We start from the raw sequence: 18,022 nt of genomic DNA on the forward strand, positions 1-18,022 counted from the left end.
AAAACACTGAAAAAACAGGCGTTCCCTTCGCCGCAGGAAACCCGGCGAAGCGCCCGCGCCGTCTTGGCTTCGTTCTTGCTATCCATGGCGAGGCCTGACCGCTCGGACAGGTTCGCCCACGAGAAGAAAAGCTATTCACTCCAGGAGCGTTTCAATGAGCCGCACACTCGCCACCGTGATGCTAGCCGGGGGGCTACTGGCCGCAGGCCAGGCTGTCGCCGAAGACCATGACATGACGCCGACCCACGAGACCGACTCGGGGCCGCTGCTCTGGCACAACGAGAGCCTGACCTACCTCTACGGCAAGAACTTCAAGATCAACCCGCCGATCCAGCAGACCTTCACCCTGGAACATGCCAGCGGCTGGACCTGGGGCGACCTGTTCATCTTCTTCGACCAGATCAACTACAACGGCAAGGAAGACGCCAGCAACGGCAAGAACACCTACTACGGCGAGATCACTCCGCGCCTGAGCTTCGGCAAGCTCACCGGAGCGGACCTCTCCTTCGGCCCGGTGAAGGACGTGCTGCTGGCCGGCACCTACGAGTTCGGCGAAGGCGACACCGAGGCCTACCTGCTCGGCCCGGGCTTCGACCTGGCGATCCCCGGCTTCGACTACTTCCAGCTCAACTTCTACTACCGCAAGCCCGACGGCAACCGCGTGCGCGCCGGCGCCTGGCAGATCACCCCGGTGTGGTCCTACACCATTCCGGTGGGCAACTCCGACATCCTCATCGACGGCTACATGGACTGGGTGATCAACAACAAGAGCGCCAGCACCAGCCGCCGCAACCAGAGCGACTATCACGCCAACCTGCACTTCAACCCACAGGTCAAGTACGACCTGGGCAAGGCCCTCGGCTACGAGCCTAAGCACCTGTACGTGGGCCTGGAGTACGACTACTGGTCCGACAAGTACGGTGTGAAGGACTCGCAGTACTTCACCACCGACCAGAACACCGCAAGCTTCCTGGTCAAGTACCACTTCTGAGTCCGTCGCGCGGGGCTGCCGGCCGGGCCCCGCCAGCGCGCCCCGTCATTGCGCGCCGTGCATCGGCACGGTGCGCGACGGTCGCCTTCGTCGTCCTTGCGTTTGCCTCCCGTTGTTCGCTCGACCCACGCCGGGCGCGCCTTGCAGCCTGAGCGGCAGGAATAAGCTGATCACCTGGACAGCTTTTTGCAGAAGCCGTGCATCCTCCTCCTGTCCGAGGAGCGCCACTTGAGACGGCCCGATGCATAGCGAAGACCAGCGCCCCAACGACCTCATCTACGGCCTCGACGACCGGCCGCGCCCGCTTCCCGCCTTCCTTGCCGCGCTACAGCACGTGCTGGCCAGCTTCGTCGGTATCGTCACTCCGCCGCTGGTGATCGGCTCGCTGCTCGGCCTCGGCGAGCACCTGCCATACCTGATCAGCATGGCGCTGATGGTTTCCGGCGCCGGCACCCTGATCCAGGCGCGCCGGCCGTTCGGCATCGGCGCCGGGATGATCTGCCTGCAAGGCACCAGCTTCGCCTTCCTCGGCGCCGTGCTGGCCGCCGGGATGCTGGTGAAGCAGCGCGGCGGCGGTCCCGAGGAGATCCTCGCGATGATCTTCGGCGTGTGCTTCTTCGGCGCCTTCGTGCAGATCGTCCTCAGTCGGTTCCTCGGCCATCTTCGCCGGGTGATCACGCCGCTGGTCACCGGCATCGTCATCACCCTGATCGGCGTCAGCCTGATCAAGGTCGGCATCACCGACCTCGGCGGCGGAGCCGGGGCCACGGACTTCGGCGCACCGGCCAATCTCGCGCTGGGCGCGCTGGTGCTGCTGAGCATCGTCCTGCTGAACCGCTCGCGCCTGCCCTGGCTGCGCCTGGCCGCCATCGTCATCGGCCTGGCGCTGGGTACCCTGGCGGCCTGGGCGACCGGCCTGTTCGTTCCGCGGGCGTTGCCCGAGCTGCCGCTGGTCAGCCTGCCGCAGCCGTTCCGCTTCGGCTTCGCCTTCGACTGGATGGCCTTCCTGCCGGTGGCGCTGATCTACCTGATCAGCAGCATCGAGACGGTCGGCGACCTGACCGCCAACTGCATGCTCTCGCGGCAGCCCCTGGAGGGGCCGGCGTACCTGCAGCGGTTGCGCGGCGGGGTGCTCGGCGACGGCGTCAGTTGCCTGCTGGCAGCCACCTTCAGCGCCTTCCCGAACACCACCTTCGCGCAGAACAACGGGGTGATCCAGCTCACCGGGGTGGCCAGCCGGCACGTCGGGATCTATATCGGCGGCGTGTTGCTGGCGCTCGGCCTGTTCCCCTGGATCGGCGCGATCCTCCAGCAGATCCCCAAGCCGGTGCTCGGCGGCGCCACCCTGGTGATGTTCGGCAGCGTCGCCGCCGCCGGCATCCGCATTCTCGGCCAGACCGCGATGGACCGCCGCAGCGTGCTGATCATCGCCGCCTCGTTCGGCGTCGGCCTCGGCGTGGCCGCGCAGCCGACTCTGCTCGACCAGATGCCGGCGGTGGTGAAGACCCTGTTCGACTCGGCGATCACCAGCGGCGGCATCACCGCCATCCTGCTCAACCTGCTGCTGCCCGAGGAGCGCGTTGCCGAAGCGGCGCAAGCCAGCGCGAAGGGCGGCGCCCTGGCGCGCTGGCGCAAGCCGCTGGGTTGATACGGGCGTTTGCAAATTTTTCCGCCCCTGGCTTGTGTCCCGCGGCCGGGCTGGGGTATCAACGCGGGGATCACGCCGATGGAAACCTGCGCATGACCCTGACAGTGCCCGCCCACGACCCGGCCGCCCGCGACAAGCCGGCCGGGCGCATCCGCCAGAAGAACGAGGAGGCGATCCTCGCCGCGGCCGAGGAGGAGTTCGCCCGCCACGGCTTCAAGGGCACCAGCATGAACACCATCGCGCAGAACGTCGGCCTGCCCAAGGCCAACCTGCACTACTACTTCGGCAACAAGCTGGGCCTCTACACGGCGGTGCTGAGCAACATCCTCGAACTCTGGGACAGTACCTTCAACACCCTCGGCGTCGACGACGATCCGGCCGAGGCGCTGGCCCGCTACATCCGCGCCAAGATGGAGTTCTCCCGCCGCTACCCGCTGGCCTCGCGGATCTTCGCCATGGAGATCATCAGCGGCGGCGAGTGCCTCACCGCGCATTTCAACCAGGACTACCGCAGCTGGTTCCGCGGCCGCGCCGCGGTATTCGAGGCCTGGATCGCCGCCGGCCGGATGGACCCGGTGGATCCCGTGCACCTGATCTTCCTGCTCTGGGGCAGCACCCAGCACTACGCCGACTTCGCCAGCCAGATCGGCCTGGTCACCGGCCGCAAGCGCATGTCCAGGCAGGACTTCGCCGCCGCCGCCGACAACCTGGTGCGGATCATCCTCAAGGGCTGCGGACTGACCCCGCCGGCGGCCTGAACGCGATGCCGAGCACCCTGCAAGGCCTCGCCGAATACCGCGAGGAAATCCGCAAGAGCCGCTTCCACACCATCGCCGCGCCGGTAGCCGACGAGGACGAGGCGCAGGCGTTCATCGCCGCCCACCGCGACGCTTCCGCCGGACACAACTGCTGGGCCTGGAAGTGCGGCGCGCAGTACCGCTTCAGCGACGACGGCGAACCCGGCGGCAGCGCCGGGCGGCCGATCCTGGCGGCCATCGAGGGACAGGACATGGACTGCGTGGCGGTGCTGGTCAGCCGCTGGTTCGGTGGCATCAAGCTCGGCACCGGCGGCCTCGCCCGCGCCTATGGCGGCGGCGCGGCCAAGTGCCTGCAGCAGGCGCCGCGCAGCGAGCTGGTCGAGCGCTGCCGGGTGCGTTTCGCCTGTGCCTTCGCCGACCACGCGCTGCTCAAGGCGCGCAGCCTGGCGCTGGGCGCCAGCGTGGCGGCGGAAGACTACGGCGCCGACGGCGTCGTCCTGACCCTGGAGTTGCCGGTGGCGCGCTTCGAGGCGCTTCAGGCGCTGCTGGTGGACCTCAGCCGAGGCCAGGTGCGGCCGCAGCGGCTGGACGCCTGAGGAGGCTCAGCGCGCTGGAGCCGGGCGGGAAGGGGCAGGAAGCGGCGGGAGCGCGGCGAACACGCATTTGTCGCGGCCGCTGCGCTTGGCGTCGAGCAGTGCGGCGTCGGCGCGATTGACGGTCTGCGAATAGGTTTCGCCGATGCGGTGTTCGGTGACGCCGACGCTGGCGGTGACGCTCAGCGCCTCGGTGCCGACGCGTACCGCCAGGGTCCGTACGCTGTCGCGCACCCGCTCGAGTACCGGGCCGGCGTCCTGCAGGCGGGTCTGCGGCAGCAGCAGGAGGAATTCCTCGCCGCCCCAGCGGCCGCAGAGGTCGTATTCGCGCAGCTCGGACTCCATGGCCCGGGCGATTTCCACCAGCACCCGGTCGCCGCTGTCGTGGCCCCAGGTATCGTTGACCTGCTTGAAGAAGTCCACGTCGAGCATCGCCAGCACGTAGCTCTGGCCGTGGCGCTGGGAGCGTTCGTTCTCCTCCCTGAGGCGCTCCAGCAGCATGCGTCGGTTGGGCAGGCCGGTCAGCGGGTCGCGGATCGAGGCTTCCTTCAGCGCCAGGTTGAGGTCGCGCATCATCTGCTGGTAGCGGTCGGAGATCCGCGCCACCTTTTCCAGGCGCCGCAGTTGCTTGTGGTAGCGCTCGGACAGCGACAGGTTCTGCTCCCGCGCCATCGACTGGAAACCGTCGGAGATCCGGGCGATGCGCTCCAGCCGCACCAGTTGCTCCAGCGATTGCTGGCGCAGGCGGGCCAGCGCCTGGTGCAGCGGATGCCCGTGGAACTGCGGATCGGCCAGCAGGCCGTCGATCCAGGCGTCCAGTTCGCGTTCGCGGCTCATCGTCGGCTACTCGTCGTGGGCCTGGATGGCGAAGGGGAAGCTGCAATCCTCGCGGAACTCCTCGGCCAGCTCGGCGACCCGTTCGTTGCGCCGGTCGTAGTGCCAGCGCAGGCTGACCGGGCGACCGCCCTGGTGGGCCTCTTCGAGCAGGTCGAGGATGTCCATCATGGCCTTGATCGAACTGGTGTTCAGGTACAGCAGGCGCAGGTCTAGTTCCAGCGGCCGCTGCCCGTCGGCGAGGAAGCGCTCGACCCAGTCGATCACCTGGCCGAACAGTTCATAGGAGTTTTCCGGGTAGGAATCGCCTTGCATGGACAGGCGTCCGGCCTGCCAGTCGCCCTGGATGGCGGGCGTGGACTGGGTGCCGGGTATGTGCAGGTCACTCATGATGGTGTTCTTCCTAAAACACGGGGTCAGATCACGGCGCGCAGGCTGAAGAAGGCGCGCCCGTCGGGCTGTTCCTTCAGCGATGCGGCCAGTGGTTCGCTGGACTTGCGGGCGATGTCCAGCAGGCCGAGACCGGCTCCGCTGGCGCAGCCGCTGTCGCGCGGGCGGCGTAGCTGCTCCTTGTAGGCGGCCTTGAGGGCGGCCTTGTCGAGGTTGGCGATGGCCTGGATGCTGCGCACCAGGCTCTGGCCGTCGTCGCGCTCCACCAGGTTGCCGGCGGACACCACGTAGTGGCCGTCCTCGTTGCGGGCGATGGCTACTGTGGCCGCCGCCTCGTGTTCGCCGTAGCCCTTGAGATTGGCGTAGTGGCGGATGTTCTGGGTCATCTCGATGTACACCGCGAAGACGTCCATCGCTTCGCTCGGCTTGGCCTGTTCGGCGTGCAGGTAGTTGCGCAGCGCGTGGCCTATCTCCTCGATCAGGCTGCGCGAGATCGGTCCGTTGAAGCAGAGCAGGATGCGTTGGCGGGTGTAGCTTTCACGCATGGCCAGCAGGTCTAGCGTTTCCATGGGTGCCCCTAGTCGAATCGGAAGGACAGGATGGTGATGTCGTCGCGTTGCGGGTGCTCGCCCTGGTACTCGGCGAGCGTCGCCACGAAGGCCTCGGCCTGCTCGGGGAGCGGCTGCCGCGCGTGGTCGCGGAGCATGTCGGCGAAGCGCCGGCTGCCGAAGCCGAAGCCGTGTTCGCCGCCGGCCTGGTCGAGGAAACCGTCGGTGCTCAGGTAGAAGGTCCAGCCCGGCGCCAGCGGTACCTCGATGTTGCGGTAGTCGCCACGGCGCTTGTCGCCGATCGCCCGGCGCGCGCCCTTGAGTTCCTGGACCTCCTCGCCGTCGCTGGCGTACAGCGAGATCTTCGCCCCGGCGAAGGCCAGCTGGCGGCGCCGGCGGTCGACCCAGACCAGCCCGGCATCCATGTTGGTGGCCAGCGCCTGGGGGATCTGCTCCTGGCTGAGCATGCTGCGCATCGCCTGGTCGGTCTCGCCGAGGATCGCCGCCGGGTCGCGGCTGCCCACCGCCTCGATGGCGTGGTCGATGGCGGCGCGGGCGAGCATGGTCATCAGCGCGCCGGGCACGCCGTGACCGGCGCAGTCGACCACGCCGATCAGGTAGCCGTCGGCCTGCTCGCGGTACACGTAGAAGTCGCCGCCGACCACGTCGCGCGGTTTCCACAGGATGAAGTGATGCTCGCCGAGCGTGGCGCTGAGCTGGCGGTCGGGGAGGATCGCGCGCTGGATCAGGCTGGCATAGTCGAGGCTGTCGCCGATCTTCTTCTGCGCGGCGGCCATCTCGCGGTTGGCTTCCTCCAGCGCCTGGGTGCGCTCCTGGACCTTGTCTTCCAGCTCGGCGGTGTGCCGGCGGACCTGGTCGGCCATGCTGGCGAAGGCCTTCGACAGCGAGCCGATCTCGTCCTGGCGCGCCAGCGGCAGCGGCGTGTCGTAGCGCCCGGCGGCGATCGCCTTGGCCGAGCGCTTGAGGCTGCGCAGGGGGCGCAACAGCAGGCGCTCGACGGCATAGGCGAAGCCCAGCAGCAGGGCCACCAGCAACAGCAGGAACGTGCCCGCCAGCGGCCAAAGCCAGCGGTTGTCGAGGACCTGGGCGGCGTGCAGGTCGACGGCGGTGAGCACGTACCAGCGCAGTTGGGGAATGTAGGCCACGGCGAAGAGTTGCTGGCGGCCGTCGAGGCCGGCCCACAGGCAGTGCACCGAGCCGGCCTTGGCGCGGGCCAGGCGCATGGCCTCGCGCAGGGCGTCGCGCTGTTCCGGCTGGTCGAGCAGGTCGAACACCCGGTGGCGTTCGCTGGCGCCGCCGGCGGCGGAGCTGTAGGCGATCAGGCGGCGGTCCGGGTGGGCCTGGATGGCGCCGTCGTCGCCGACGATCATCGGCGTCACGCCCGGCTCGCGGGCGATGATGAAGTCGTCGAGGAAGCCGCTCAGGTCCAGGCCGCTGCCGGCCAGGCCGATGGGCCGGCCCTGGTCGCGGATCACCAGGTTGAACCAGACCTTGGTCAGGTTCAGCTTGCTGTCGACATTGACGTTGATGTTGTAGGCGGCGCTGTTGCGCAGGGTATTGAAGTACCAGGCGTCTTCCGGGTCGCCGGCCTCCAGGGTGTAGCGCGGCCGTTCGCTGTAGGGTTGGCTGCCGTCGTTGAAGTAGTAATGCTGGGAGCCGCTGGCGATGATGAAGTAGGCGTGGTCGCGGAAGTCGCCGCGGTAGCCCTCGGCCTCGCGGAAGAACAGCGCGCGGCGCGCCGGGTCGTCTTCCTTCAGCAGCCAGTCGCGGGTCACCACCGATTCGGCGAAACGGCGCGACAACGCCAGTTCGCGGGAGACCGGGGCGAGGATCTTCTGCCGGTGCAGCAGGGTGAAGTTCTTCGCGTAGGCCAGGCCGAAGTGCGTACGGATGTCGTCCATCGCGCGCCAGCCCAGCAGCACCGCCGGGACCAGTGCCAGGGCACAGGCCAGCAACAGCGCCACCACCGATTTGCCGCGCAACCCCCAGTTCGCCGCCATGGCTATCCCTATCAGTTTCTCGCCCGGCCCGCGGCCGAAATCATGGATCGAAAGCGTGTGTCGAACTTTTGGCGAAAGGGCCAATTGTGCAGATGTGCATTATTTCAGGCAACGTAATTTGGTTTTATTTCGCCATTAATTTGACGTCACAATGATGGCGAGCAGGCAAAGGCCCGTGGTTCGGGCCTGTCGTCGGCGGGGACTCGGCGGGGGAGGTTGCGGGGGGCGGCGAAAAAGCGCAGCGGGCCGGCCAGGATCCCGCTCAGAGGCGGTTGCCGCTGCCGCGCCGGGCGGCTTGCTGGAGCAGCGCGGCGGCGATCCGTTCGAGCGGCAGCACGTCTTCCGCGGCGCCCAGTTCCACCGCTTCGCGGGGCATGCCGTAGACCACGCAGGTAGCCTCGTCCTGGGCCAGGGTGTAGCCGCCGGCCTGGCGGATCGCCAGGAGCCCGCGCGCGCCGTCCTTGCCCATGCCGGTGAGCAGGCCGGCGAGCAGGTTGCGCCCGGCGCAGCGAGCCAGCGACTCGAACATCACGTCCACTGCCGGGCGGTGGCCGTTGACCTGCGCCTGGCGGTTCAAACGCACCACGTAGTTGGCGCCGGAGCGCTGCACCTCCATGTGGTGGTCGCCCGGCGCGACCAGGGCGTGGCCGGGCAGTATGCGGTCGCCGTCGCGCGCTTCGCTGACGCTGAGCCGGGTCAGGCGATCCAGGCGCTCGGCGAAGCTGCGGGTGAAGCCGGGAGGCATGTGCTGGGTGATGACCACCCCGGGACTGTGCGCCGGCAGGCCGAGCAGCACTTCCTTGAGCGCCTCGGTGCCGCCGGTGGAGGCGCCGAGGGCGATGATCTTCTCGGTGCTGAGCAGCGGCGCCGCGCTTTCCGGCGGCGCCGGCGCGTCCGCCGCACGGCGGCGCAGGCGGGCGCGGGCGACGGTCTTGAGCTTGGCGCGGATTTCCTCGGCATAGGCCTGCATGCCTTCGGCGATGCCCAGCCGGGGCTTGGCGATGAAGTCCACCGCGCCCAGTTCCAGCGCGCGCAGGGTGGCTTCGGAACCGCGCTCGGTGAGCGAGGAGATCATCAGCACCGGGGTCGGCCGCGCCTTCATCAGCTTGTCGAGGAAGGTCAGGCCGTCCATCCGCGGCATTTCCACGTCGAGGCTGATCACGTCCGGCGCGTGCTGCTTGATCAGGTCGCGGGCGACGAAGGCGTCCGGCGCACAGCCGACCAGGCGTAGCTCCGGGTCGGCCTGGATGATCTCCTTGAGCAGGCTGCGGATCAGGGCGGAATCGTCGACGACCAGGACACTGATGGGCATGGCGGGCTCTCCCGGAGAGTCAGAACAGGTCGATGGGGCCGCCGTCCGCGTTGCGATCGATACGGCGGCGGTAGTCGCGTTCACGCTGCAGCACGGTGTCGTTCTTCAGCTCCACCAGGGACTTCACCAGGACCCGGCCATTGCGCGGGAAGAAGTAGATCTTGCGCGGGAAGGCCTCCAGCACGTCGCTGGCGAGCAGCGGGATACGCTCGGTGGCCAGGTAGTCGAGGGTGAACTCGACGTTGCGCTGGCCGATGGCGGCGCTGATCTGGCGCAGTACCGAGCCGCCGCCGAAGACCTTGGCCTGCAGGCGCTCGCGGCTGGCGCCGAGGGTCAGCATGCGGTTGATCAGCAGTTCCATGGCATGGCTGCCGTAGCGCGCCGACGGCGAGGCCGGGTCGCCGCCGAGGCCGCGCTCGGGGAGCATGAAGTGGTTCATCCCGGCGATGCCGTTGAGCGGGTCGCGCAGGCACACCGAGACGCAGGAGCCGAGCACGGTGACGATGACCAGGTCTTCGCCGCTGGCGAAGTACTCGCCGGGCAACAGCTTCACCGCATCGCAGGCGAAGTACGGATCGTAGTAGCGGTTCAGCGGCGCGCCTTCCCGGGCCTGGAGGTTCATCGCGATCAGGCCGGGCTGTAGACGGTCTGGCCGACGGAGCGCACCAGGTGGCTGGCGTGGACGAAGTTCTCCGAATGTCCCGCGAAGAACAGGCCCTCCGGCCGCAGCAGGGCCACCATGCGTTCCAGCAGGCGGGTCTGGGTCGGCTTGTCGAAGTAGATCATCACGTTGCGGCAGAAGATCGCGTCGAGTTCCCCGGCGATCGACCAGTCCGCCTCCAGCAGGTTGATCTGGCGGAACTCCACCAGTTGCCGCAGTTCCTCCACCACCCGCGCCTTGCCGGCGTTGGGCCCGGTGCCACGGAGGAAGAAGCGTTTCTTCAACGGCGCCGGCATCTGCTCCAGGCGTTCCAGCGGATAGACGCCCAGGCGGGCGCAGTCGAGCACCCCGGTGTCGATATCCGAGGCGACGATCTTCACCGGCGGATCGAAGCTGCCCAGCGCCTCCACCAGGGTGATGGCGATCGAATAGGGTTCCTCGCCGGTGCTCGCCGCCGCCGACCAGATGCGCAGCGGGCGATGCCGCTGCAACTGGCGGCGGGCGAGGTCGGCGAGCAGGGGGAAGTGGTGGCGTTCGCGGAAGAATGCGGTGAGGTTGGTGGTCAGCGCGTTGACGAACAACTGCTGCTCGCCCGGCTCGCGGTCGAGGTGGGTGAAATATTCGGCGAAGCTGCCGAGCCGCAGCAGGCGCAGGCGCCGCGAGAGGCGGCTATAGACCAGTTGCGCCTTGCTCTCGGCCAGGCTGATGCCGGTCAGCCGGTAGAGCCGCTCGCGTACTTGCTGGAAGTCCTCGCGGGTGTAGTGGAACTCCTGGTTGCCGAACACCGGCGAAGGCGTGGAGGTGGGCATTGGCGTCGGGTTTCCCTGGTCGACCCTAAGGGCTTGCCGCCCTCCGCCTGGCGGAGGCGCGGCGTGGTCTCAGAACTCTTCCCAGCCGTCTTCCTTGCGCGCCTTGCTGGCCCGCGCCATGCCGCTGCGGGCCAGCGGCGCCGGCGCGCTGGGGCGTGGCGCGGACGGCCGCGCGCTGGCGAGCTGGACCACGCTCGGCGGAGTGTCCAGCCTGAACACCGCCACCGACTGGTTGAGCAGGCCCGCCTGCTCCTGCATGGCCTCGGCGGCGGCCGCGGCTTCCTCCACCAGCGCGGCGTTCTGCTGGGTCATGTCGTCCATCTGCGAGACCGCGCTGTTCACCTCTTCGATGCCGGTGCTCTGCTCGGCGGAGGCGGCGGCGATCTCCGACATGATGTCGGTGACCCGGCGGATCGCCACCACGATGTCGCTCATGGTCTGTCCGGCCTGGGCCACCAGGGTGTTGCCGTTCTCCACCTTGTCCACCGAGTCGGAGATCAGCGTCTTGATCTCCTTGGCCGCGGCGGCGGAACGCTGGGCGAGGGTGCGCACTTCCCCGGCGACCACCGCGAAGCCGCGGCCCTGCTCGCCGGCGCGGGCTGCCTCGACCGCGGCGTTGAGGGCGAGGATGTTGGTCTGGAAGGCGATGCCGTCGATCACCCCGATGATGTCGGCGATCTTGCGCGCCGACTCGTTGATCGAGGACATGGTGCTGACCACCTTCTGCACCACGGTGCCGCCCTGGGTCGCCACTTCCGAGGCATTGGCCGCCAGCGAGTTGGCCTGGCGGGCATTCTCGGCGTTGAGCTTCACCGTGCTGGTCAGTTCTTCCATGCTCGAGGCGGTTTCCTCCAGGCTCGACGCCTGCTGCTCGGTGCGCGCCGACAGTTCGGCGTTGCCGCTGGCGATCTCGCTGGCGGCGGTGTTGATGGTATCGGCGGCCTCGCGAATCTGTCCGAGCATCCGCGACAGGCTCAGCGCGGTCTCGTTGGAGAAGTCCTTGAGCTGGCCGAAGGTGCCCTGGTAGTCGGCCTCGATGCGCTGGGTGAGGTCGCCCTGGGCCAGCGCCCCGAGCATCCGCGAGACGTCGCGCAAGCCGCGGTCGGCGGTATCCACCAGGCTGTTCAGGTCCTTCGCCAGCCTGAGGAAGAAGCCTTCCTTGCCGGCTTCCTCGACGCGCTTGCTGAAGTCGCCGGCGGCCGCCGCCTGCACCAGTTGCGAGACTTCCTGCTCGGCGCGGTGTTCCTCGGTGCGGTCGGTCCATTGCACGGCGGAGCCGAGGCGTTCGTTGGCGTCGTTGAACACCGGCACCACGTCGAGGGAGAAGCGCCGGCCGCCGAGGTTGAGCTCGGCCTTGTGCACGCCGGTGAGGTTGGCCAGCAGGTGCCGCTGGTGCGCCGGGTTCTTGTGGAACACGTCGATGTTGGCGCCCATCAGGCGGCCGGCGTCGAAGTTCGGCAGTTGCTTGCGGATATCCGCTTCGGCGCGGCCGAGCATCTCGCTGACGGTGCGGTTCATGTAGATGATGTTGAGGTCGTTGTCGGCGATCATCACGTTGGCCGAGACGTTGTCCAGCGCGCTCTTGATCCGCGCGTTGTAGGCCGCCGTGGCCAGTTGCGCCGAGGTCGCCTCGGCGGCCCCGCGCAGGCGCTCGCGAACGCCGTCGATGGCTTCGGTGATCTGCGCCTTCTTGCCCGGCAGGCGGTCCATCAGCGGCTCGAAGTTGCCCTGGCCGTAGGCGGTGACCACGCTGACCACCTTCATCTTCACCGCGATGTGCGCGGCCACCAGTTCGTTGACGCCCTTGGCGATGCGCGCCGCGCGGCCTTCCAGGCGTTCGGCGGGAATCGTCTGGTCGATCCAGCCGGCTTCGTGCTGGCGGCTCATCTCCGCCAGCCCCGCCTCCAGGCTTTCCACCTGCTGGAGTTCGGCGCGTTGTTCGCGCAGTTGCCGCTGCAGCGCCCGCAGGCTGTCGTAGAGACGCTCGTAGCCGGGCGCCGGGGCCTCGCCGACGGCGGTGTCGAGCTGGCCGTCGGCGAACGACTGGAGGAGCGTGGCGATCCGGTCGGCGCGTTGCTGCGCCACCGCATGTGCATTGAACAGACCCATTTCGATATCCCCTGCCTATCCCTCGTTGGCGCCGCTCAGGCCGCGGCTTCGTCGACCAGCGCCATTTCGCGGCTGGTCATCAGTCTCTCGATGTCCACCAGGATCAACATGCGCTCGCCCGCGGTGGCCAGGCCGAGCAGGTATTCGGTGTCGAAGCTGGCGCCGAACTCCGGCGGCGGCCTGATCGCGTCGCCGCCCAGGGCGATCACGTCGGATACCGAGTCCACCACCACGCCGACGATGCGCCGGCCGATGTTGAGGATGATCACCACGGTGAACGGGTCGTAGGTGACCTCGGCGAGGTGGAACTTGATGCGCAGGTCGACGATCGGCACGATCGCCCCGCGCAGGTTGATCACGCCCTTGATGAAGGGCGGCGCGTTGGCGATCGCGGTGACCTGGTCGTAGCCGCGGATCTCCTGCACGCGGAGGATGTCGATGGCGTACTCCTCGCGGCCCAGGGTGAAGGTCAGGTATTCCTGCGCCGGGCCGTTCGCCTGGCTTGCCTCAGTGCCGTTCATCGGCGGTGTCCTCCCGCGCCGCCAGGCGTGGCAGCGCATCGACGTCGAGAATCAGGGCGACGCTGCCGTCGCCCATGATGGTGGCGCCGGCGATACCCTCCACGCGGCGGAAATTCTGTTCCAGGCTCTTGATCACCACCTGCTGCTGGCCGACCAGTTCGTCCACCTGCAGGGCGAAGCTGCGCCCCTCGGACTCGAGGATCACCACGATGCCCTGCTCCGGCGCCGGCGCTTCGCCGCCGATGCGCAACAGCTCGTGCAGGCTGAACAGCGGCAGGTACTCGCCGCGTACGCGGATCATCGCGTTGTCTTCGCCGCCGAGGCCGCGCACGTCGTCGCTGCGCGCCTGCAGCGACTCGACGATGTAAGTCAGCGGAATCACGTAGTTGACCGCTTCGACGGCGACGATCAGGCCGTCGAGGATCGCCAGGGTCAGCGGCAGGCGGATGCCGATGCGAGTGCCCATGCCGGGCGCCGAGTCGATGTCGATGCGCCCGCCCATGGCACCGATGTTGCGCTTCACCACGTCCATGCCGACGCCGCGTCCGGACAGCTCGGTGACCGTCTCGGCGGTGGAGAAGCCGGGCATGAACACCAGTTGCCAGACCTCGGCGTCGCTCATCCTGTCATGCACCGGCAGGTTGCGCTCGCGGGCCTTGGCGAGGATGCGCGGACGCGACAGGCCGCGACCGTCGTCGGAAACCTCCACTACCACGCTGCCGCCCTGGTGGCTGGCGGCGAGCTTCACCGTGCCGCTCGCCGGCTTGCCGGCGGCGAGGCGTTCGGCGGGTGTTTCGATGCCGTGGTCGATGCTGTTGCGGACGATGTGGGTGAGCGGATCGCTGAGTTTCTCGATCACGCTCTTGTCCAGTTCGGTGTGCTCGCCGTGCAGGTGCAGCTCGACCTGCTTGCCCAGGCGCGTGGCGGTGTCGCGCACCAGCCTGGGGAAGCGGCTGAAGATGAAGTTGATCGGCAGCATGCGGATCGACATCACCGATTCCTGCAGGTCGCGGGTGTTGTGTTCGAGCTGGGCCAGGGCGTGCTGCAAGCGCTCGTGGTGGCTCGGATCGAGCTGCTCGCCGAGCTGGCCGAGCATGGCCTGGGTGATCACCAGTTCGCCGACCAGGTTGATCAGACTGTCGATCTTTTCCACGCTGACCCGGATCGAGCCGGACTCGCCGTCGCCACGCGCCGGCGCGACTGCGCCCCTGGCCGGCACGGCGACGGCTTGCGCGGGCGCGCTGGGCGCGGCGGGGCTGCCGGGGGCGCCGTCGAACAGGCCGAAGGCGCGTTCCTCCGTGGGCGGGGAACCCGGCGCGTCATCGAAGAGGCCGAACGCTTCGCTCGCGGCCGGCGCGCCGGGCGCCTCGTCGAAGAGCCCGAACGCTTCCGGCGCGGCCGCTCGTTCCGGAGCGCCCGGGCCTTCGTCGAAGAAGCCGAAGGCATCGTCGCCCGCGGTTTCCCTGGCGGGACTGGTGGGCGCGTCGTCGAACAGGCCGAAGCCTTCCTCCGCCGCTTCCTGTTCCGGCGCCCGCAGCCAGCCGCGCAGCCGCTCGACCGTCTCCAGCAACGGCACCCCGGGGTCGGGACGACCGCTGCGATGGGCGTCGAGCAGGCGCTGCAGTACGTCGCGGGCTTCGAGGAAGGAGCTGATCATGTCCGGCCGCAGGCCCATCTGGCCGCAGCGGATGCGGTCGAGCAGGGTCTCCAGTTCGTGGGTGACGGCGGTGATGTCGTCGAAACCGAACATTCCGCTGGAACCCTTGATCGAATGCGCGGCGCGGAAGATGCCGTGCAGCGTCTCGCTGTCCGGCCGGTCCAGGTCGAGACCGATCAGGAGGAGTTCGAGGGTGGCCAGGTGTTCCTCGGTTTCCTCGAAGAACACCTGGAGAAACTGGCTCATATCCTGGGGCATGGGACCTCCCCCGCGGGGGAACGGGAATCAGGGCAGGACCTTGCGTGTCACTTCGAGCAGTTTCGGCGGGTCGAACGGCTTCACCAGCCAGCCGGTGGCGCCGGCGCTGCGTCCCTGCTGCTTCATCGCGTCGCTCGATTCGGTGGTCAGCATGAGGATCGGCACGCTGCGGTAGCCGGCCAGGTTACGCAGGCTGCGGATCAGCGACAGGCCGTCCATGTTCGGCATGTTCTGGTCGGTGAACACCAGGCTGTAGCTCTTGCTCTGGGCCTTGCCGAGGCCTTCCTTGCCGTCCGCGGCCTCGTCCACCTCGTAGCCGGCGGACTTCAGGGTGAAGCTCAGCATCTGGCGGATAGACGCCGAGTCGTCGACGATCAGAATCGGTTTGCCCATGGTCTTGCGTCCTCACGGTGTCCCTACCGCAGCGCCAAGTTCGGCGGCGAAGGTGGTGTGTGCCAGGTGGCTGTGACGGAGGGCTCTGATGGCCCTTTGCTAGTTCCAGTAAAGACAATGTCCGGTGGATTTCAATTATTGGCGCCGGTTTCTCGTCGGATAGTTATCCGGTTAGACGGATTGGCTATCGATAACCCTCAGAACAATTCCACTTCGCCCACGTTGACGCTGTTCTGGCTCACCGGGCTGGGCAAGGGCCGGCGCAGTTCCTCGACCTCCCGTGCGACCCGTTCGGGCCATTCCTGGCGCGGCCGCGCCTCCAGCGCGCCGAGGCCGAAGGCGAAGGCGCCAAGACGCGCATGGTGCTTGCGCATCTGGCCGAGCAACTGGCTGCCCATGTCCTGGAATTGCAGGGCGGTGACCGCCGCATCGACGCCCTGGCCGACTTCCAGCGAGAGCCGGTCCAGTTCGTGGATGACCTTCAGGGTGTGCCGGTTCATCGCCTCCAGGTCATCGAGCATGCCCTGGATCTTCTGCTTGGAATCGAGGGCGAAGGACATGTCCTTGTCGGCCAGTTGCGAGATCGCGCTCTCGGCGTCCTGGATCTCGTGGTGGACCACGTCGACGTGCTTGCGGATGGCGGCGGAAAACTCCGTGGAGCGGGTCGACAGCGCGCGCACCTCATCGGCGACCACGGCGAAGCCGCGGCCGCTCTCGCCGGCTCGGGCGGCCTCGATGGCGGCGTTGAGGGCGAGCAGGTTGGTCTGCTTGGCGATGGCGTCCATGTCCTGGGTCGACTGCAGGATCTCGGTGATCTTCAGGCGCACCTGGTCCATGCGTTCCACCAGTTGCTGCGAGGTCCGGCTGGTTTCCAGGGTAGCCTCGACGAACAGGCTGAGGGTCTGCTGGGTGGTCCTGACGAAGTCCTGGAAGTTGATGCCTTCGTCGACCTGGCCGCGCCCGTCGTAGCGCTCGATCAGTGAATGGGACAGGCCGCGCTGGGTATCGATGCGTTCGGCGAGGCCGTGGAAGCTGTCGCTGAGCTGGCGGATCGCCGAATGCAGCAGTTCATCGATCTGCCGGGCGTGGCCGTCCAGTTGCGCGGTTTCGTCGGCGAGCGCCCGTTGCGCCGCGCTCCAGGCCGGCGAAGCGGCATCCGCCTGCGGGCTGGCATTCGCTACCGCTTGCCGAGGGTCGCGCAGGAGGAGGAAGAGCATGGCCAGGCTGGCGAACCAACCGAGCGCCAGGGCCAGCCAGACGCCGAGGCCGACGGCATGCAGCCCGGCGCACAACGCCCAGGGTAGGGAAAGCAGGCCCAGCTTCAGCAGCAGGGGCCGGGATGGTAACGAAACACCGAGGGACTCGCGCATGCTGCACTCCATGTGCCGGATCGGAGCAGGGCTTCCAGGTGGTCCCGGGACCGTGCGGAAGACACCTTCCAAGCTCGTCGGCGGCGTTTTCTAAAACTAGAGTCCCAATCGGTAATGTCAAACTGCCGTTTTTCCGGCGAGGCCGGTGCCAGGGCCTTTTCCCGGTTGCCGAAGCGACGGATGGCTGGCGCTAGCCGGTTGGGAAGGCGGAGAAGCGCCGGGCCAGGTCCTGGCGGCGGAAGTAGTCGACGACGAAGTCGACGAAGACCCGGGTCTTGGCCGGTAGCAGCTTGTTCGCCGCGTAGTAGAGGCTGGTGTTGCCGGCGTCGACGTACCAGTCCGGCAGGACCCGCACCAGGGCGCCGGACTCCAGGTAGGCATAGGCGTGCTGCATGCATACCAGGGTGATGCCCAGGCCCATGGCGGCGACCTCGCAGGTGGCTTCCGGGTCGCTCATGGTCATGCGTTCGCGCAGCTCGATCGGCGCCTCCTCGCCGTTGCGCTGGCGCAGCGGCCAGGAGCGCACGCGGCCGGTCTGCGGCGAGCGGATGCGGATCCCGTCGAAGCCGCCCAGGTCGCCTGGATGGCGGATCGGCGGCTTGTCGCGGAGGTAGGCGGGCGAGGCGAGGAGGATCAGGTGGCCCGGCGTCAGGTTGCGCGCCACCACCCCGGGAGGCAGTTCGAAACCGCCGCCGATGGCGGCGTCGAAGCCTTCGCCGATGAGGTCGACCTGGCGATTGTCGAAATGCCAGTCGGGCACGATGTCGGGATAGCGTTCGAGGAACTCGCCGAGCAGCGGCAGGATGTAGTCGCGGCCGAAGGCCAGCCCCATGCTGACCTTCAACGTGCCGCTGGGTTGGTTGCCGACGCTGGAGACGTTGGCGAGAGCGGTCTGGATGCCCTCCAGGCTGCCGCCGACCTCTTGCAGGAAACGCTCCCCGGCTTCGGTCAGGGTCAGGCGCCGGGTGCTGCGCTGGAACAGGCGCACGCCGAGGTTGCTTTCCAGGCGGGCGACGTTCTTGCCCACCCCGGCCGGCGTCAGGCCCAGGCGCCTGGCGGCCTCGGCGAAGCTGCCGGCCTCGGCGCTGCGGACGAAGCACTGGATATTGCTGAGGGTTTCCATGGGAAAGGGCCCGCATAAACCATTGG

General features: G+C 68.1%; 17 protein-coding genes. 4 read left to right on the forward strand and 13 right to left on the reverse strand.

The genetic code is table 11. From position 1 onward, the window contains the following. Positions 1-154: 154 nt before the first annotated feature. The 4 genes from VQ067_RS01065 (at position 155) to VQ067_RS01080 (ending at position 3,993) form a co-directional block, all read left to right on the forward strand. Positions 155-991: an outer membrane protein OmpK gene (locus VQ067_RS01065; RefSeq protein ID WP_003102209.1), complete on the forward strand. Its 837-nt coding sequence runs from the start codon at positions 155-157 to the stop codon at positions 989-991. Positions 992-1,232: 241 nt separating this feature from the next. After that, on the forward strand, positions 1,233-2,639 hold the full coding sequence (locus VQ067_RS01070; RefSeq protein WP_003083900.1) for a uracil-xanthine permease family protein: 1,407 nt from the start codon (positions 1,233-1,235) through the stop codon (positions 2,637-2,639). Positions 2,640-2,731: 92 nt separating this feature from the next. After that, on the forward strand, positions 2,732-3,397 hold the full coding sequence (locus VQ067_RS01075) for a TetR/AcrR family transcriptional regulator (RefSeq protein ID WP_003083903.1): 666 nt from the start codon (positions 2,732-2,734) through the stop codon (positions 3,395-3,397). Positions 3,398-3,402: 5 nt separating this feature from the next. Beyond that, the gene (locus VQ067_RS01080) at positions 3,403-3,993 is read left to right on the forward strand and encodes an IMPACT family protein (protein WP_003102213.1); all 591 of its coding nucleotides are present in this window, start codon (positions 3,403-3,405) and stop codon (positions 3,991-3,993) included. Positions 3,994-3,999: 6 nt separating this feature from the next. Here VQ067_RS01080 and siaD read toward each other — a convergent pair whose 3' ends face one another. The 13 genes from siaD to VQ067_RS01145 form a co-directional block, all read right to left on the reverse strand. Further along, positions 4,000-4,827 carry a biofilm formation regulator diguanylate cyclase SiaD gene (siaD, locus tag VQ067_RS01085; protein WP_003083910.1) on the reverse strand — a complete coding sequence of 276 codons (828 nt, stop codon included), beginning with the start codon at positions 4,825-4,827 and terminating at the stop codon, positions 4,000-4,002. Positions 4,828-4,833: 6 nt separating this feature from the next. Further along, entirely contained in the window at positions 4,834-5,214 is a 381-nt protein-coding gene (siaC, locus tag VQ067_RS01090; RefSeq protein ID WP_003083913.1) for a biofilm formation regulator SiaD modulator protein SiaC, read from the reverse strand. A 26-nt stretch (positions 5,215-5,240) separates the two neighbouring features. Further along, positions 5,241-5,783 carry a biofilm formation regulator kinase SiaB gene (gene siaB, locus VQ067_RS01095; RefSeq protein WP_003083916.1) on the reverse strand — a complete coding sequence of 181 codons (543 nt, stop codon included), beginning with the start codon at positions 5,781-5,783 and terminating at the stop codon, positions 5,241-5,243. Positions 5,784-5,791: 8 nt separating this feature from the next. Beyond that, a complete protein-coding gene (gene siaA, locus VQ067_RS01100) occupies positions 5,792-7,783 on the reverse strand; it encodes a biofilm regulation protein phosphatase SiaA (RefSeq protein WP_003083920.1) in 1,992 nt (663 codons plus the stop codon). 262 nt (positions 7,784-8,045) lie between these two features. Next, positions 8,046-9,095: a protein-glutamate methylesterase/protein-glutamine glutaminase gene (locus VQ067_RS01105; RefSeq protein ID WP_003083922.1), complete on the reverse strand. Its 1,050-nt coding sequence runs from the start codon at positions 9,093-9,095 to the stop codon at positions 8,046-8,048. A 19-nt stretch (positions 9,096-9,114) separates the two neighbouring features. Continuing rightward, the gene (gene cheD / locus VQ067_RS01110; RefSeq protein WP_031638337.1) at positions 9,115-9,717 is read right to left on the reverse strand and encodes a chemoreceptor glutamine deamidase CheD; all 603 of its coding nucleotides are present in this window, start codon (positions 9,715-9,717) and stop codon (positions 9,115-9,117) included. 5 nt (positions 9,718-9,722) lie between these two features. Next, positions 9,723-10,565, reverse strand: coding sequence for a CheR family methyltransferase (locus tag VQ067_RS01115; RefSeq protein WP_023091475.1), 843 nt, complete (start codon positions 10,563-10,565; stop codon positions 9,723-9,725). Between the two features lie 69 nt (positions 10,566-10,634). Continuing rightward, positions 10,635-12,674 (reverse strand): aerotaxis transducer Aer2, encoded by a 2,040-nt coding sequence (gene aer2 / locus VQ067_RS01120; RefSeq protein ID WP_003123817.1) that lies wholly within the window; start codon positions 12,672-12,674, stop codon positions 10,635-10,637. Positions 12,675-12,709: 35 nt separating this feature from the next. Further along, the gene (locus VQ067_RS01125; RefSeq protein ID WP_003083938.1) at positions 12,710-13,195 is read right to left on the reverse strand and encodes a chemotaxis protein CheW; all 486 of its coding nucleotides are present in this window, start codon (positions 13,193-13,195) and stop codon (positions 12,710-12,712) included. Continuing rightward, the gene (locus tag VQ067_RS01130; RefSeq protein ID WP_033990151.1) at positions 13,182-15,110 is read right to left on the reverse strand and encodes a chemotaxis protein CheA; all 1,929 of its coding nucleotides are present in this window, start codon (positions 15,108-15,110) and stop codon (positions 13,182-13,184) included. The genes VQ067_RS01125 and VQ067_RS01130 overlap by 14 nt, the downstream gene beginning before the upstream one ends. Positions 15,111-15,137: 27 nt before the next feature. Then, entirely contained in the window at positions 15,138-15,503 is a 366-nt protein-coding gene (locus tag VQ067_RS01135) for a response regulator (RefSeq protein ID WP_003083943.1), read from the reverse strand. A gap of 197 nt (positions 15,504-15,700) precedes the next feature. Further along, positions 15,701-16,885, reverse strand: a complete 1,185-nt coding sequence (gene cttP, locus VQ067_RS01140) for a trichloroethylene chemotactic transducer CttP (RefSeq protein ID WP_404936398.1) — start codon at positions 16,883-16,885, stop codon at positions 15,701-15,703. A 178-nt stretch (positions 16,886-17,063) separates the two neighbouring features. Continuing rightward, complete coding sequence (locus VQ067_RS01145) at positions 17,064-17,996, reverse strand: LysR family transcriptional regulator (RefSeq protein ID WP_033990149.1); 933 nt, start codon at positions 17,994-17,996, stop codon at positions 17,064-17,066. Positions 17,997-18,022 lie beyond the last annotated feature (26 nt).

It is taken from the genome of Pseudomonas sp. KBN12P06040 (genome assembly GCF_037574965.1).
Taxonomy (GTDB): Bacteria; Pseudomonadota; Gammaproteobacteria; order Pseudomonadales; family Pseudomonadaceae; genus Pseudomonas; species Pseudomonas aeruginosa.